This is a genomic window from Saccharothrix ecbatanensis, from assembly GCF_014205015.1.
Lineage (GTDB): Bacteria > Actinomycetota > Actinomycetes > Mycobacteriales > Pseudonocardiaceae > Actinosynnema > Actinosynnema ecbatanense.
Genome location: NZ_JACHMO010000001.1, coordinates 3,707,722 through 3,722,044, shown reverse-complemented (window position 1 = coordinate 3,722,044; position 14,323 = coordinate 3,707,722). Strand labels below are relative to the sequence as shown.

The 14,323-nt window shown below is 68.4% G+C and carries 15 protein-coding genes and 2 pseudogenes; 11 read left to right on the top strand and 6 right to left on the bottom strand.

Features of this window, described 5'->3' with window-relative positions:
- Positions 1 to 147 precede the first annotated feature (147 nt).
- Positions 148 to 441, top strand: coding sequence for a hypothetical protein (locus F4560_RS15660; protein ID WP_184920773.1), 294 nt, complete (start codon positions 148 to 150; stop codon positions 439 to 441).
- 187 nt (positions 442 to 628) lie between these two features.
- Here the strand turns inward: F4560_RS15660 and F4560_RS15655 are convergent, their stop codons facing one another.
- Complete coding sequence (locus F4560_RS15655) at positions 629 to 2,728, bottom strand: SGNH/GDSL hydrolase family protein (protein ID WP_184920772.1); 2,100 nt, start codon at positions 2,726 to 2,728, stop codon at positions 629 to 631.
- A 118-nt stretch (positions 2,729 to 2,846) separates the two neighbouring features.
- Positions 2,847 to 3,836, bottom strand: a complete 990-nt coding sequence (locus tag F4560_RS15650) for a helix-turn-helix transcriptional regulator (RefSeq protein ID WP_184920771.1) — start codon at positions 3,834 to 3,836, stop codon at positions 2,847 to 2,849.
- A gap of 405 nt (positions 3,837 to 4,241) precedes the next feature.
- Here F4560_RS15650 and F4560_RS46625 point away from each other — a divergent pair, with 405 nt between their 5' ends.
- Positions 4,242 to 4,415 (top strand): transposase, encoded by a 174-nt coding sequence (locus F4560_RS46625; protein ID WP_184920769.1) that lies wholly within the window; start codon positions 4,242 to 4,244, stop codon positions 4,413 to 4,415.
- Here the strand turns inward: F4560_RS46625 and F4560_RS15640 are convergent.
- Together F4560_RS15640 and F4560_RS15635 are read right to left on the bottom strand one after the other, a co-directional pair.
- Entirely contained in the window at positions 4,381 to 5,559 is a 1,179-nt protein-coding gene (locus F4560_RS15640) for a helix-turn-helix domain-containing protein (RefSeq protein ID WP_184920767.1), read from the bottom strand. The two genes, F4560_RS46625 and F4560_RS15640, sit on opposite strands and share 35 nt — an antisense overlap.
- A gap of 249 nt (positions 5,560 to 5,808) precedes the next feature.
- Positions 5,809 to 6,126 carry a hypothetical protein gene (locus tag F4560_RS15635; protein ID WP_184920765.1) on the bottom strand — a complete coding sequence of 106 codons (318 nt, stop codon included), beginning with the start codon at positions 6,124 to 6,126 and terminating at the stop codon, positions 5,809 to 5,811.
- Here F4560_RS15635 and F4560_RS15630 point away from each other — a divergent pair.
- The 5 genes from F4560_RS15630 to F4560_RS15610 all read left to right on the top strand — a co-directional run bounded on the left by F4560_RS15630 (position 6,104) and on the right by F4560_RS15610 (position 9,130).
- Positions 6,104 to 6,856 carry a hypothetical protein gene (locus F4560_RS15630; RefSeq protein ID WP_184920763.1) on the top strand — a complete coding sequence of 251 codons (753 nt, stop codon included), beginning with the start codon at positions 6,104 to 6,106 and terminating at the stop codon, positions 6,854 to 6,856. The two genes, F4560_RS15635 and F4560_RS15630, sit on opposite strands and share 23 nt — an antisense overlap.
- A 56-nt stretch (positions 6,857 to 6,912) precedes the next feature.
- Positions 6,913 to 7,452, top strand: coding sequence for a type VII secretion system-associated protein (locus F4560_RS15625; RefSeq protein ID WP_184920761.1), 540 nt, complete (start codon positions 6,913 to 6,915; stop codon positions 7,450 to 7,452).
- Between the two features lie 277 nt (positions 7,453 to 7,729).
- Complete coding sequence (locus tag F4560_RS15620; protein ID WP_184920759.1) at positions 7,730 to 8,224, top strand: hypothetical protein; 495 nt, start codon at positions 7,730 to 7,732, stop codon at positions 8,222 to 8,224.
- Positions 8,221 to 8,451, top strand: coding sequence for an RNaseH domain-containing protein (locus F4560_RS46620; protein WP_184920757.1), 231 nt, complete (start codon positions 8,221 to 8,223; stop codon positions 8,449 to 8,451). Before F4560_RS15620 ends, F4560_RS46620 begins: the two co-directional genes overlap by 4 nt.
- A gap of 4 nt (positions 8,452 to 8,455) precedes the next feature.
- The gene (locus F4560_RS15610) at positions 8,456 to 9,130 is read left to right on the top strand and encodes a hypothetical protein (RefSeq protein WP_184920755.1); all 675 of its coding nucleotides are present in this window, start codon (positions 8,456 to 8,458) and stop codon (positions 9,128 to 9,130) included.
- Between the two features lie 606 nt (positions 9,131 to 9,736).
- Here F4560_RS15610 and F4560_RS15605 read toward each other — a convergent pair.
- Positions 9,737 to 9,967, bottom strand: coding sequence for a CDGSH iron-sulfur domain-containing protein (locus F4560_RS15605; RefSeq protein WP_184920753.1), 231 nt, complete (start codon positions 9,965 to 9,967; stop codon positions 9,737 to 9,739).
- Between the two features lie 73 nt (positions 9,968 to 10,040).
- On the bottom strand, positions 10,041 to 10,247 hold the full coding sequence (locus tag F4560_RS15600; protein WP_184920751.1) for a heavy-metal-associated domain-containing protein: 207 nt from the start codon (positions 10,245 to 10,247) through the stop codon (positions 10,041 to 10,043).
- Positions 10,248 to 10,472: 225 nt separating this feature from the next.
- Between F4560_RS15600 and F4560_RS15595 the strand changes: the two are divergent.
- The 4 genes and pseudogenes from F4560_RS15595 to F4560_RS15585 all read left to right on the top strand — a co-directional run bounded on the left by F4560_RS15595 (position 10,473) and on the right by F4560_RS15585 (position 14,279).
- Positions 10,473 to 10,754, top strand: a pseudogene (locus F4560_RS15595) (metal-sensitive transcriptional regulator).
- Positions 10,755 to 10,783: 29 nt separating this feature from the next.
- Positions 10,784 to 10,938, top strand: a pseudogene (locus tag F4560_RS44575) (heavy-metal-associated domain-containing protein).
- 73 nt (positions 10,939 to 11,011) lie between these two features.
- Positions 11,012 to 11,998, top strand: a complete 987-nt coding sequence (locus tag F4560_RS15590; RefSeq protein WP_184920747.1) for a DUF8832 domain-containing protein — start codon at positions 11,012 to 11,014, stop codon at positions 11,996 to 11,998.
- On the top strand, positions 11,991 to 14,279 hold the full coding sequence (locus F4560_RS15585) for a heavy metal translocating P-type ATPase (protein ID WP_184920745.1): 2,289 nt from the start codon (positions 11,991 to 11,993) through the stop codon (positions 14,277 to 14,279). The genes F4560_RS15590 and F4560_RS15585 overlap by 8 nt, the downstream gene beginning before the upstream one ends.
- The last annotated feature ends 44 nt before the right edge of the window (positions 14,280 to 14,323 follow it).

Here is a 14,323-nt window from a genome sequence, read left to right as displayed (position 1 = left end):
ATCGGAGGGGGAGTCATGCGGCGGAGAACGCGGAGGGCGGCTACCGCAGTTGGGGTGCTGGCATTGCTGGCGGGGCTTGGAGTGAGTCCGGCTCACGCGGCCACTAACCCTTATACGCCTGAAGAGGCGTGCGGCGCAGGTTACCGGGTGATCGACTCTATGCCGGCGACCTGGAACGGCAAGGCCTACGCTGGGGTGTACCTGCTGCACAAGGCAGGCGGGTACAACTGCGTGGCGACGATCAAGTGGACAGCCATCGGCGTCGCGACGGACACGATGGCGGGGCTGTACAGGGACTCCGAGGACCACAGCCGCAACCTCATCGACCAGGGCAACTACAAATATTATGCCGTGGTCCACGGGTACGCACCGATGTGCGTCAGCTACGCGGGCTGGAGTGCCGCGGCGGTGGCCGTGAGCAGGTGGGATTGGTGCTCGTAGGCGGGGTGGCTTCGACAACGACCCGTCCGGGCCTGAAGCCTCGGGCAAGGCCCTGAATACGGCGTCGGTGTAGGCGGCCGAGACCGTGGGCCGCCGTCTGCACCGACGCCGGTGGCGACGGCAGGTTCGCCGTCGCCACCGATGGCACACGGGCCGAGGTGATCACCGAATTCGGGTGTCCGCGTGGTCAGCAGGTCATCGGGTTCACCTCGCCGCTCTTGTTCTCTGTCGCCGGGCTGGAGCAGAACGAGTAACCGGCTTTGAGGTCGTCGATCGAGGTCTGGTCGCGGGTGCCGATCGTGTACGACTCTTGGATGATGCTGCCGAGCACGGCGGTGCGCGGGTAGCGGTAGATCTCCCAGGCGGGGAACTTGTCCGCCGTGAGCGTCGCCGCGTAGGTGTCGCCGGAGGGCCGCAGGGTGAGCTTGCCGTGGATGCGGCCGACGAAGTTCGACCACGAGTTGACCGCGGACACCGAGACCACCAGCGAGCCGTCGGACAGTTTGAGCACCGACACGTAGTTGACCGGGGTGGCGTCGGTGTCGCCGTAGGCGAGCGCGTTGCCGACGAACTGGATCGGGTGCGCGTCGCGGCAGCCCGCAACCCACGGGCTGGGCAGGTTGGACCCGCCGATGACGCAGGACTGGTGCACGTACACGCCGATCTCGCCGGTCTTCGTGTCCCAGGCGACGCCGATCTTGCTGGATGCGTAGGGGTTGTTGTCGAAGCCGCGGTGGTCGCCGATCAGGTCGGTGAACCAGTCCTTGTTCCTGATGAAGCCGCGCGCCACCACGATGCCGCGATCGGTCGACGGGGACACCGAGGTCTCGGACCGGCGGTCGCCGTCGTCGGGCGCGGTGTCGAGGTAGCGGTTGCGGGCGAGCAGGTGCCCGTAGTTATTCTCGTAGGGCCAGGCGCGGGCACCCGCCCAGGGCCACTTGCTCTCACCGCCGTAGCGCGAGCCGACGACGATGTAGTTGGCGCAGCCGCCGAAGACGTACTCCTGCGTCCACGTGGTCCTCGTGCCCAACCCCCACTGCTGGAGTTTGTAGTCGCCCAGAGGAGCGGGCAGGTCACCGCACCCGGAGGCGGCGTAGACGTGGTAGTCGTCGGCGCCGGGCACCGGATCCCACTTCAGGGTGACCGAGTACGGCCGCGCCGGGTCGGTGGTGAGCACCAGGTTCCTCAGCTCCGGCAACGGCGCGACCGTCGTTCCCGCCACCGGCGACGCGGCGCTGATGTGGCTCTCGCCGCGCATCGTCCTGACGTAGAACTCCATCCGGTGACCGGCGGGCAGCAGGTCGGAGATCCAGCTGTCGGCGCCGATCGGCAACATCGCCGGCGCGAACGCCTGGCCGGTCGTCGCGTCGCGCTGGAAGAACTGGTAGGCCCCCGCACCGAACACGTGGGACCAGCTCACCTTCACCTTGTCGCCCACCGGGGTCGCGCTGATCGTCGCGGGCGGGCCGGGTGTCAGGTTCGCGGGCAGCGACGTCGGGATCGCCCCGTAGCCGCCGCCGAGGGAGAAGCGCGTGGACAGGACGTCGCTGAACGCCTTGGCGATCACGTGCTCCCCGCGCACGTTCGGGTGCAGCCCGTCGTAGGTGTCGCGGTTCTCGTCGTACGGGGTGTCGATGTCGGCGAGCACCACCGGCGACGCCGCCGTGGAGATGTTCGCGATCTCCCCGGCCAGCAGGGAGTTGTACGACGAGATGATCTGCGGCAGCGTCGGCGACACCCCTAGCGGCGTGCGGTGCACGACGTTGGCGACGACGACCCGGATGGCGGGCTTCGCCGTGCGGGCGTTGGCGATGAACCACTTCAGGTCGTTGAGCACGCCCGCCGGCCCGTTGACCCCCCACCCGAGGTCGTTGAACCCGAGTTCCACCAGCAGGTAGTCCGGAGAATGGATGCGGACGTGGGCCTCGATCACGTCCTTCGCCTGGTGCATCTGCCAACCCCACTGCGCGAGGTGCTGGTTGTCGAAGCCGATGCCCGGCCGGTACGCACCGGTGCGCGACGGCGGGTTCGACACCTCCGGCCACCCGGCCGGGTACGCCGCGGGCAACACGTCCGTGCCGCTCCACGGCCCCACGAAGTCGACCCCGGCACCCGTGCGGCCGAAGTGCTCGGCGAGCCGGTAGCGCCACGTGTAGTCGCCCTCGTGTCCCTGGCTGATGGAGTCACCGACCACCATCACCTTGGGCCCCGCTGCGGCGGCAACTGGGGCCACCGTGGTCAACACCACGGCGGCCGCGCCGAGCGTCACCAGTAATCGTCTCAACATTCGTTCCCCCTACGAATTCCGCGAGCAAGTCAGGTCTTCTGCGCCAACGCCGCGAATCCTCACGCAAGATCGGCCCACCAGCTAGGGGGTGTTCTGGTCATCGTCCCGAGGCGGACACCTACAACCAGCCGCGTTTCGCCGCCGCCACGCCGGCCGTGAACCGGCTCTCGGCTCCCAAGATGTCCAAGATCGCAGTCACATGTCGTCGTACGGTCCTCACCGCGGTGTTGGTCTGGTGCGCGATGGCCGTGTCGGTGAATCCGGAAGCCATCAGGCGGAGCACCTTCTGCTGGGTCGCGGTGAGGCTGACCAGGTCCTGGCCACCGATCACCGTGCTGCCCGGGTCGTCCCACAGCATGTCGAACCACTGGGCCAGCACGGCCAGGAGCGACGGGGAGCGAACATGCAGTGCGCCGAGCGATCCGGCGGCGTCAATGGTCACCAGGGCGACGCTGTCGTCCACGTGCATCATCTTCACCGGTACCGTCTTCCGGACCTTGGCCTGTTCGCCTGCCCGCACGGACTGCCCGACGCTGTGCGAGCCCCACTGGTCCGACACGTGCTTCACGTCGTAGATCATCCGGAACTCGACCCCGGAGTCCACCGCGTCACGCGGCGGCAGCAGCACTCCCTCCGTGGTCGAGCCCGAAACGAAGTGGCCGTTCAACGTCGCTCGCAGTAAACGCTTCGGCGACCTGTACAGCCCAGCGGCCAGCCGGGTCATCTCAGGGTAATCCCGGATGATCTCGATCTGGCCGTCGTCGATCGTGTCTCCGAGCAGGCCTGTGGTCGGGGACACCATGCCGGCGAATCTCTCCCATGCACCGGCCAATTGGAGCTGGAGCTCGACGAGTCTGTGGTGCTGACGGTCCAGCAGTCGGCGAACCGCGATGGACGGGTGCACCGCGCGAACCAACCTCTGCTCTCCGCTACCGAAGAAAGTCAGCACCCCGGCATCAAAGAGCTCGCCGCACGCCCGATCGTTCAGGTCGAACATGCCTCGGTCACCGCCGACAGGTAGGCCGGGACCGCGCGAGAGCTGATCGAATACCGCCGCCGCCTCGGCGCTCACCAAACCCACCAACAGTCCCGATTCACCGTCACCCATGAACCCTTCCTCTCAACGAGAGACGGATGATTCCAGCGATCGCGCCTGACTGCTGCCCGCCATTGTTCATCATTCGACTCATGCCGACCGCGTCATCACCGCCCTCGCCAGCCGGGCCGCGGCCACGGGGAGACGCGAACGACCGGCCCGTCCTGGTCGACCTCGCGCGGTATCCCCGCAGCCCACACCCCGCAGCGGTCCATTCCACCAGCCCGTCCCCGACCCGGGACGCCCCCCGACCCAGCTGCCCAACGGTGAGTTGCGCGCGATGGTCGCGCGGGTGCTGGCCGATCACACGGGCACGGGGCTGACCCCGCGCCATCGCGCACACGGGGGTGTGAGGTTCACCCCGAGTAGTGGACACCGAGTTGGCAGGACCAACGGTCCTGTTGGAAGGATGTCCTCATGCCTCCTCGCAAGCGCCGGTCGTACACGGCCGAGTACAAGGTCGAGGCCGCGCATCGTGTGATCGATTCCGGTCGGACGATCTCCGAGGTCGCCCGCGAGCTGGTCAAAGACACCTGTCCACGACACGAATACCGGGTCAACGGCAAGACTCGGAAATCGAAGTCGAGATAACCACCGCGATTCTCGACAGGCTATTTGAGCGCGGTACTCCGCGAGGCGGATCCGGGAGTAGATCGGTGATCTTCGGGCCTGCTGGGCAGCGGAGTGCAGCAGTCGTCCGTCGGGGCTCGCTTGGACCGGCTTCGTGGCGTCGCCCCGCATGTCGAGGACGTCGTCGTGCAGGGGGGCAGCGGGTCAACGTGGTTGGAGCTGCCCTGCGGTCTTCGTAGGTCTTGAGGACATGCCGTGCGTGGCTCTCACCGGTGATCAGGATGTGGTCGAGTGCCTCGCGTCGGATGGTGCCGATGACCCGTTCGCAGTGGGCGTTCATCCGAGGTGCCTGCGGCGCGCTTCGGAGCACGTGTAGATCGTCGGCTTGGAAGACGGTGTCGAACGCTTCGCCGTACTTGCCGTCGCGGTCGCGGTCGCGGAGCAGGAAGCGCGGGGACGGCGTCCGGTGTCCGAGGTCGGCGGCGAGGTTTCTGGTCTGCTGCGTGGTCCATGCCTGTGTGGGGTGGGCGGTGACGCTGGTGATGTGCAGGCGCCGGGTGCCGTGTTCGAGGAACGCCAGTGCGTACAGACGTTTGCCGAGCACGGTGTCGAGGTGGAGGAAGTCCGCCGTGGTGATGTCCTTGGCCTGGGCGGTGAGGAACTCGCGCCAGCTCGGGCCGCAGCGGCGTGGCACCGGGTCGATGCCCGCGTCGTGCAGGATCTGCCAGACCGTCGAGTGGGCGATCCGGTGGCCGAGCCGGGCCAGTTCGCCTTGAATCCGCCGGTGACCCCACCGCGGGTTCTCTCTGGCGAGCCGCAGCACGAGCGACTTGATCGCCGCTCGAGTTGGTGGACGTCCGGTGCGTCGCCGCGCGGTGTGGTCCCACTTGCGGGCCACGAACCTGTGGTGCCAGGCGAGCAGGGTGCCCGGCGTAACGGGAAAGACCTCTGGCCAACGGCGACGGTCCACCAGTCCGGACAGGGCGGCGAACCAGAATCGATCCGCAGGCTTGTAACGGACCGGACCCGCCAGTTGCCGACGAAGGACCGCGTTCTCGTGCCGCAGCACAAGCAGCTCGGCGTCCTTCGCGGCCTCGCTGCGCAGCAGCGCCGACGGGATGGACAGCAGCTTCCGGGTCGCCTGGTACAGCAGGGACACGATCACCCGGACATGCTCTCAACACGCTGATACCTCTGCTCTACCAGCGACGATGACTTTCCGAGCGGCACAGGTTCATGGTGGAGACCTCGGGCCCCTGACCGCCCGCGCGTCACCCCCGCTCCGCCGCGCCGTAGGGATATCCCTACCCACGAACGCGGGACAGCACCTCGACGTCGAGGGATGACCCCAGCGACTCCACTGCCCGGGAACGACACGCTTTGCCTGTCAAGGCAGGCGAAACGGCGAGTCCAGCTATTGGCCGGCATTGGCGATCGAACCGAACTCCCGACCGGCCGCGCTGAACCACGTGCTCGCCGACGTCGCCGCCATCGTCGCCCGCTGGGCCTGATTCCTCACAGGAGACCCCTTGCCACCGCCCATTCGGCACAACCCGACCAATCCGACCGGCTCAAACAGACACCGCCGGTCGTCGGCGCCGACATTCCGGTCGAGCCGGCCGGTCCCCAGCTCCCAGCGGATACCGGCACCCCAGCCGGGGAGCGGCGGTGTCCGGCGGCAGCCGATCTCGCGGATCGCGGACGATGCGATGGCCAACTCCGGGCGGATCACCGAGGCCAGTCGCGCGGTCGAGCGCGTGATGGGCAGCGCGATGTCGAAACCCCAAGCCAGCGCCGGCTCGGGTGGCACGCGACTGTCCGGCATCACCCCGAACGGCAATAAGATCAAGTTCACGCCGGACCAGGTGCAGCAAATGCGACTGGCAAGCTGGGGCGGCCAAACCGTCGGTATCTCCTTCCCTTCCAAGCCCGGTGATGCAGAGTTCAGAAAGAATTGGGCGTCAAGGGTACGGAACAGCGACCGTCGCTACATCCCTGACTACAACAAGGGCCACTACCGCCACGCACCGGCCCGGTCCGCACCATGGCACAACCCCGGGAACCCGAACAGGTTACCGTTCTACCTGTACGGACACGGGAGCGCGGAAGGGTTCGCGATCAATGTCAACACGGCGCGGCCCGGTCGCCCGCCCAAGTACAAGAACGTTTACATCGACGGTCGAACCCACGGTCAACTGGTCAAGGTCAACGAGCACTTCGGGCGGGCGTCCGCGGCAGACCCGACGCGACCGCTGGTCTACGTGTCGTGCGAAGCCGGAAACCCCTCCGGTAGTTTGGCTCGTGACTCAGCGCGAGTCGTGCGCGAAGCGGGACACACGGGTACTGCTTACGCGGCGACCGGGAAAGTTCACGCGATTCATGACGACCTGCAATCATGGGTCGGCGTGGAGCAGGGAGAGGCCAAGGGGGCCAAGATCTCGGGCGAATTCCGGGTGGTCTAGCGAACTGGACTGGAGCTATTCGGCTCCGGTTTCGCGATGGAGAGGTGTTGGCAGTGATGGATCACACGTCGTCCCCTGCGGAGCCTGGCGACTGGGCCGTGCTGGTCGATCCGGAATGGCGCCCGCGCTTCCCGGACGAGCAGCCGCCCGCCGAGGCGATGGTGGGCGGCTGGCCCTTGGACGAGGAGGGCAACCTCGGGCTGTTCCAGCCCAACCCCGACTTCGTGCCGGCGGGCGACGCCTCGCCGACCGATCCCGTCGACGCGGTGCTGCGACTGGTCGCCCGGGGTGAGGCGGACGTGGACGCGCTGATCCCGACGATCCGGAACGCGGTGCTGGAGGTCGCTGTGTCCGATGACGGGCAGCTCATGATCGGGGCCGCTCCCGACGGCGTGCCCTGTGTCGCGGTGGCCACGGCCGCCGTGCACCGGAAGCGGGTCGGCACCGAGCACTGGGGACAGGTCACGGCCGACGACCTGGTCCAGGTCCTGCCGGAGGGCACGGACATCCTGCTGAACCCGGATGGCCAGGCCTCCCTGCGGCTGGTCGCGAGCGCCCTGCGCGCGCACGTCGAGCAGGATCCCGGCGGACGCTGACCGTCCACGCGCAGAACGCGAATACCACCTGGACACCCTGATCCCGGACAGCGGTCTGGGACCAGGGTGTTCGCCGTGTCAGGCAAGTCGAAGTACCCCGAGCAGTTCCGCAGGGACGAGACCGCCGGCCCCTGACCGCCCGCTCCACCGTGCCATAGGGATATCCCTACCCGCGAAGGCGGGACAGCACCCCGACGTCGAGGGATGACCCCAGCGACTCCACCGCCCGGAAACGGCACGCTTTGCTTATCAGGGCAAGGCGACACGGGGAGTCCAGGTGATGGTCAGCATCGGCGAGGCGGCGACCTTCGAACGGAGGATCGCCGCGGTTGCCGCGATTCGCGACAACGTGGTGGCGGGCAGGTTGTCCCTCGACCCGGAGGCGGGCGACAAGATCCTGTCGATGTTGCGCGACCAGATGGACCGGGTGGACGCCTGGTTGCGGGGGACGCGGCAGCTCGCCCGTCGCGCGCCACTCGGCCGCAACCCGGTCGGGCAGGCGATGGCCGTCAAGTTCGAGCACCGGGCGGGTGCCGCTGACGGCAGCCTGTCGCTGGTGGGCGTGCTGACGCCGTACCGCCTGGTGCTGGAGGAAGCCCACGCCGCGGTCGACCAGGCCATGAAGCTGTACCGGCGGACCGAGGAAGACCAGGTCGACGGCTTCCGGCAGCTGGCGGACGGCAGCGGCCGGTACCTCCGGTTGGCAGGCCGCGCCGACCGTGCCGACGACTCCCCCGGGGTCGCGTCGCGGCCCCTCAGCCGGGACCAGTGAGAAATGGACATGCGAATGGCACAGCGGAACGTGCCCGCCGAGGACCCCTTCAACAGGAAGGAGACGACCCCGCCGCGTGGGCCGCCTACGCCCACCAACAGCGTCACACCGCCAGCCACTTCCCCGACCCACTGGTGCTTCCCGGAGTCCTGCACCTGGCCCACAAGGTCAGCGAGTACCTCCTGCCCCCGCACGAACGTGAGCTCCTCCTGGACCCGGAAGGCTGACCACATGCGCACAGGCGGGCACGAGAACCCGGCATCGCAGAACCCTGCGGATCGGCCTTCTCGTGCCCGCCCCACCGGCAGCGGACGCCGAGTTCCCCTCAACACCCGCCAACGCGCCTACCTCACCGTGTTCTACCAACTCGACCAAGAAGAGGAACGCCGCCAGCGGCGCCGCTGGCACCAACGACTCCACCGCGACCCCGCCGAACAATGGCGATGGATTCCCTACGCCACAGACCACCCCGCAGCCGACCCGACCCCCGCACAACAACTCCTCGACCGACAGGGAATCAAGGACCCGGGAACCGGATCGACCCTCGCCGCGCTCGTCCGACGGCGGATGATCGACCTCCGGCACATCACCGTCGAGTCCACCGTCGGCAGCACGACACAGACCCAGGTCCGCCTGACACCCCAGGGACGGGCCGAAGCACGAGGAAACCAGCCGCAGGAAGCCGATCTCGACCGCCTGCCGGGCTGGCTCCACCAGGCACTGCACACCATCGCCGAGCCCGAGAACGAGCCAGTGCCGAGAACGACGATCGGCCGTACCTCCGCACGCCGCCTAGGCCCCAGAGGGCTCGGCTACATCGAAGACGCCAGTACATGGGCCTACCGGCTCGGCGAATCGGGGCGGGCCTATCTAGAGCGGACCGACCCAACCACCGACCAACGGTGAAGCTGAGGGCATTCGGCCACCCTGGCCGCGGCGGTGCTGGCCATCTGGACCGCCCTCACCGGCGGCGGAATCCTTCCCCACCGAACCCTCGTTGCGCGAACCGTCGCGCTCCTACTCGCTGACGTGGCACCTACGGACAGCCCACGCGTTGCTGAACGACCTGAAAGATCACCCGTCGGCCGCCGTCCGGCACACCGTCATCGCCGCAACCGGTTGTAGGTGAAACTGAGACCGTGCTTCTCCGCTGACACACAGGCGCGATGCGAGAATTGACCAGAATCCACAAAGGACAAAATCACGTAGACCTCTGGAATATCCGGAAGTTCAGCCCGCTAGCGTGATGGACGGGATACTCACGTCGCATCGGAGGTGGGCTGTGGCCCACCTAGACAGTGAGCGGAACGAGGTGGGTGAGCCTTTCGTTGCAGGACGCGTGGGCCACGCGCACAGCGCGCTCGCGGACCGGTGAACGGTCGAGCCGGTGGACTGTGCGAGCCGGGCCTCGCACAGCTCCTCACCGGGGCAAGGCGGCCGGTCAACACCTGCTCTGTGCTGTGCCGGTCCGCCGATCGACGGCTCGTCGACACGGAGTGCCTGCCACGCGGGTCAGGTGGCGGGCCGTTCGGCGCGCGCTTCAGCTGAGAAACCCGTCCTCGCGTGCGCGCCGTCGCAAAACGGCTTGTTCTGCGACTGGCCGCACCTGCACAGCAGAACGCTGCGGCGCTGCGGAACCTCGTACTCCTGACCGTCGTGGTCGACCAGTTTCACCGGTCCTTTTACCTGGTAAGGGCCGGAGTTCACGACCTTGACCACTACTTCGGGCTGCTGCTGTTCCATTGTGGGTCCCCAGGGTCGGGCGGCTCGCGGCGCCCGTAACGATGTGCGCCGCGAGCCGTTGGTCAGGATCGGCTCAGGAGGCGATCCGGTAGCCGGCTTCGGTCACGGCCGTCTTGACGACCTCCGGGTCGACCTGGCTGCCGGAGACGGTCACCTCGCCGCTGGCGACGTCCACGTCGACATCCTCAACGCCGTCAACGGCGCTGACCGCGTTGGTCACCTTGTTCACGCAGGAGTTGCACGTCATGCCTTCGACGGTGATCGAGATGGTGCTGTTCATCGACGCTCCCAAGCTGGTTAAACGGAACCCCCGTAGGGTATCACTGCGTGAAAACCATTGCCGCGCAAGGGGCGGTGCCGCGCGTATTGCCTGGAGGAACGCCCGGGCGTCCATTGACCTTGTGCGGGCCGTCGATGTCGATGGCGACGACCGCCACTCTGAGGCATCATCTGGCACTCGGTACCCCCCTAGGGTATGGTTGGCGGTGAGCGGGAGGAGTGCCGGATGCACGGTTACACGGCCGACAAGGATGCCGTCTTGACGCGGCTGCGTCGCGTCGAGGGTCAGGTCCGCGGCTTGCAGCGGATGGTCGAGAACGACGAGTACTGCATCGACGTGCTCACGCAGATCGCCGCCGCCACCAAGGCGTTGCAGGCAGTCTCGCTCGGCCTGCTCGACGAGCACCTGAAGCACTGAGTGGCCGAAGCGCTCACGCAGGGTGGAGAGGGTGCGGAGGCCAAGGTCCGCGAGGCGAGCGACGCGATCGCGCGCCTGGTGCGTTCCTGAATTTCCGACACGTTGACGAGGAGTAACCCATGGCCGAGTTCACGTACACCGTCACCGGCATGACCTGTGGCCACTGCGTGGCGTCCTTGCGACGGGTGCGGTCAGGGTGATCAGCGCCGAGCCGGTGGCCGAGGCGGACGTGCACGCCGCGGTCGAGAAAGCGGGCTACGCGCTCGCGAGCTGACCGGCGCAACGCAGCGGGTCACAGGTAGTGCCGGTTCACCGGCCGCCTCCACAATTTCTGAAGGGTATTCACAATGAATACAGCAGCGAAGCTCTCCGCCTACGGCGTAGCGCTCGCCCTGGTCGCCGGTGGCGCCTGGGCGGTCGGGAGCGCTGTCGGTCCCCTGTCCGTCGAGGCCACAGGTCACGACTCGTCCGGCGCGGAGGGCACCGGGCATGGGGACGACCACAGCGGCGCCGTCGCGGGAGCGGAGCAGGACCAGCCGGCCGGGCTGGCGTCGTCTCGGGGCGGTTACACCCTCAGACCCGTCGACACGACACTGACCGCCGGGGCCACCGACAGCTTCTCCTTCCGGATCACCGGGCCCGACGGCGCGGCCGTGACCGCGTTCGACGTCGAGCACGACAAGCGGATGCACCTGATCGCGGTGCGCCGCGACACCGCCGGCTTCCGGCACGTCCACCCAGAAATGGCCGCCGACGGCACCTGGACCGTTCAGCTTCCCGTATCGGGCGCGGGCTCCTACCGGGTGTTCGCCGACTTCAAGCCCACCGGTGGCGAGGCGACCATCCTCGGGGCCGACGTCACTGCCGCCGGGCAGTTCGAGCCGGAGCAGTACACGCCGTCGAGGGTGGCCCAGGTCGACGGCTTCGAGGTGCGCCTGGACGGCGAACTCAAGCCCGGCAAGGCCTCCCCGGTGCTGCTGACCGTGAGCCGCGGCGGCGCGCCCGTCACCGACCTGGAGCCCTACCTGGGCGCCTACGGCCACTTGGTGGCCCTTCGGCAGGGCGACCTCGCCTACCTGCACGTCCACCCAGAGGGCACGCCCGGTGATGGGAAGACGGTCTCCGGCCCGGAGATCGCGTTCGTCGCGGAGGTGCCGTCCGCGGGCGGATACCGGCTGTTCCTGGACTTCCAGCACGGCGGCGTGGTGCGCACCGCCGAGTTCACGGTGACCACCGAGGGCACCGCGGAGCACCAGCCCGCGCCGACGTCGACCGCGCCTTCGGCCCCGGCCGAGGACGGGCACGGCGAAGAGGAGGAACACGGTCATGGCTGACACGCGGCTCGAACTCTCGATCACCGGGATGACCTGCGCCTCGTGCGCCAACCGGATCGAACGCAAGCTCAACAAGCTCGACGGCGTGACCGCCACGGTCAACTACGCCACCGAGAAGGCACGTGTCACGTTCTCCGACGACGTCGACCCCCAGACCTTGGTCCAACAGGTCGAGGCCGCCGGGTACGGAGCCACGTTGCCCTCCGCCGACCCGGAAGACGCCGAGCCCATCGAGGACGACCCGACCAGGACCCTGCGGCAGCGGCTGATCGGGTCGGCCGTGCTGGCGGTGCCGGTGATCGTGCTGGCCATGGTCCCGGCCTTGCAGTTCACCTACTGGCAGTGGATCTCGCTGACACTGGCGGCCCCAGTGCTGGTCTGGGGCGCGTGGCCGTTCCACCGGGCGGCGTGGGCGAACCTGCGCCACGGTGCGGCGACCATGGACACGTTGATCTCGATGGGCACGATCGCGGCGTTCGGCTGGTCGCTGTACGCGCTGCTGTTCGGCACGGCGGGGACGCCGGGCATGACCCACCCGTTCGAGCTCACCGTCCAGCGCACCGACGGCGCCGGGTCGATCTACCTGGAAGTCGCCGCCGGTGTCACGGTTTTCATCTTGGCCGGCCGCTACTTCGAGGCCCGCTCCAAGCGCCGTGCGGGCGCGGCGTTGCGGGCGCTGCTGGAACTGGGAGCCAAGGATGTCGCCGTGCTGCGCGACGGCCGCGAGGTGCGCGTGCCGATCGCCGAGCTGGAAGTCGGTGACCGGTTCGTGGTGCGGCCCGGCGAGAAGATCGCCACCGACGGCGTGGTCGACGAAGGCAGCTCTGCGGTCGACGCGAGCATGCTGACCGGCGAGTCCGTGCCGGTCGAGGTCGGGCCCGGTGACGCCGTGGTCGGTGCGACCGTCAACGCGGGTGGACGCCTGGTCGTCAAGGCAACCCGCGTGGGCACCGACACCCAACTGGCGCAGATGGCCAAGCTGGTCGAGGACGCCCAGAACGGCAAGGCCGAGGCCCAGCGCCTGGCGGACCGCATCTCCGGTGTCTTCGTCCCCATCGTCATCGCCCTCGCCGTGGGCACGCTCGCCTTCTGGCTCGGCGCGGGCGGCGGCGTCTCCGCCGCGTTCACCGCCGCGGTGGCCGTGCTGATCATCGCCTGCCCGTGCGCCCTCGGGTTGGCCACGCCGACCGCGCTGCTCGTCGGCACCGGACGTGGCGCCCAGCTCGGCATCCTGATCAAGGGACCGGAGGTGCTGGAGTCCACCCGGCGGGTCGACACCGTCGTGCTGGACAAGACCGGCACCGTCACCACCGGCCGGATGAGCCTGGTCGCCGTCCACCCGGCCGCGGGCGTTTCCGAGGACGAGGTGCTGCGCCTGGCGGGCGCGCTGGAGCACGCCTCCGAGCACCCCATCGCCAAGGCGATCGCCACCGGCGCGGCCGAACGGGTGGGGGAGCTGCCCGAGGTCGAAGGTTTCCAGAACCACGAAGGCGTGGGCGTGCAGGGTGTTGTCGACGGGCATGCGGTCGTCGTCGGCCGTGAACGCCTGCTGGCCGAGTGGTCCGTCCACCTCGACGACGACCACGACCTCGCCGAGGCCAAGCGGACAGCCGAGCAGCGCGGCCACACCGCCGTCCTCGTCTCGTGGGACGGGGAGGCCAAGGCGGTCCTCGCGGTAGCCGACACGGTCAAGCCGACCTCGGCCGAAGCCGTCCGGCGCCTGCGTGAGCTGGGCTTGACCCCGGTCCTGCTGACCGGCGACAACGAGGCCGCCGCCCGTGCGGTCGCCGCGGAGGTCGGCATCGACGAGGTCATCGCCGAAGTCCTGCCCAAGGACAAGGTCGACGTCATCGCCCGACTCCAGGGCGAGGGCAAGGTCGTGGCCATGGTGGGCGACGGGGTGAACGACGCCGCGGCGTTGGCCAAGGCCGACCTGGGCCTCGCGATGGGCACCGGCACCGACGCCGCCATCGAGGCGAGCGACCTCACCCTGGTGCGCGGAGACTTGATGGCCGCCGTGGACGCGATCAGGCTGGCCCGCCGCACTCTGAGCACCATCAAGGGCAACCTGTTCTGGGCCTTCGCCTACAACGTGGCGGCCCTGCCACTGGCCGCCGCCGGACTGCTGAACCCGATGATCGCGGGTGCCGCCATGGCGTTCTCCAGCGTGTTCGTGGTCAGCAACAGCCTGCGCCTGCGTGGTTTCCGTGCCACCGCGCCGACCGACCAGACCGCTGAGGCCCGGACCACTGTGGAAAAGGCGCCTGCAAGGATCGCTTGATCGACCGACACTCTGGTGTGGGTCCGAATGCCTAGGTGCTTCGG

Coding starts and splice junctions, on each gene's coding strand:
- F4560_RS15655 (WP_184920772.1), bottom strand. CDS start 2,728: ATGTTGAGACGATTACTGGTGACGCTCGGCGCGGCCGCCGTGGTGTTG.
- F4560_RS15650 (WP_184920771.1), bottom strand. CDS start 3,836: ATGGGTGACGGTGAATCGGGACTGTTGGTGGGTTTGGTGAGCGCCGAG.
- F4560_RS46625 (WP_184920769.1), top strand. CDS start 4,242: ATGCCTCCTCGCAAGCGCCGGTCGTACACGGCCGAGTACAAGGTCGAG.
- F4560_RS15630 (WP_184920763.1), top strand. CDS start 6,104: ATGGCCAACTCCGGGCGGATCACCGAGGCCAGTCGCGCGGTCGAGCGC.
- F4560_RS15625 (WP_184920761.1), top strand. CDS start 6,913: ATGGATCACACGTCGTCCCCTGCGGAGCCTGGCGACTGGGCCGTGCTG.
- F4560_RS15610 (WP_184920755.1), top strand. CDS start 8,456: ATGCGCACAGGCGGGCACGAGAACCCGGCATCGCAGAACCCTGCGGAT.
- F4560_RS15605 (WP_184920753.1), bottom strand. CDS start 9,967: ATGGAACAGCAGCAGCCCGAAGTAGTGGTCAAGGTCGTGAACTCCGGC.
- F4560_RS15600 (WP_184920751.1), bottom strand. CDS start 10,247: ATGAACAGCACCATCTCGATCACCGTCGAAGGCATGACGTGCAACTCC.
- F4560_RS15590 (WP_184920747.1), top strand. CDS start 11,012: ATGAATACAGCAGCGAAGCTCTCCGCCTACGGCGTAGCGCTCGCCCTG.
- F4560_RS15585 (WP_184920745.1), top strand. CDS start 11,991: ATGGCTGACACGCGGCTCGAACTCTCGATCACCGGGATGACCTGCGCC.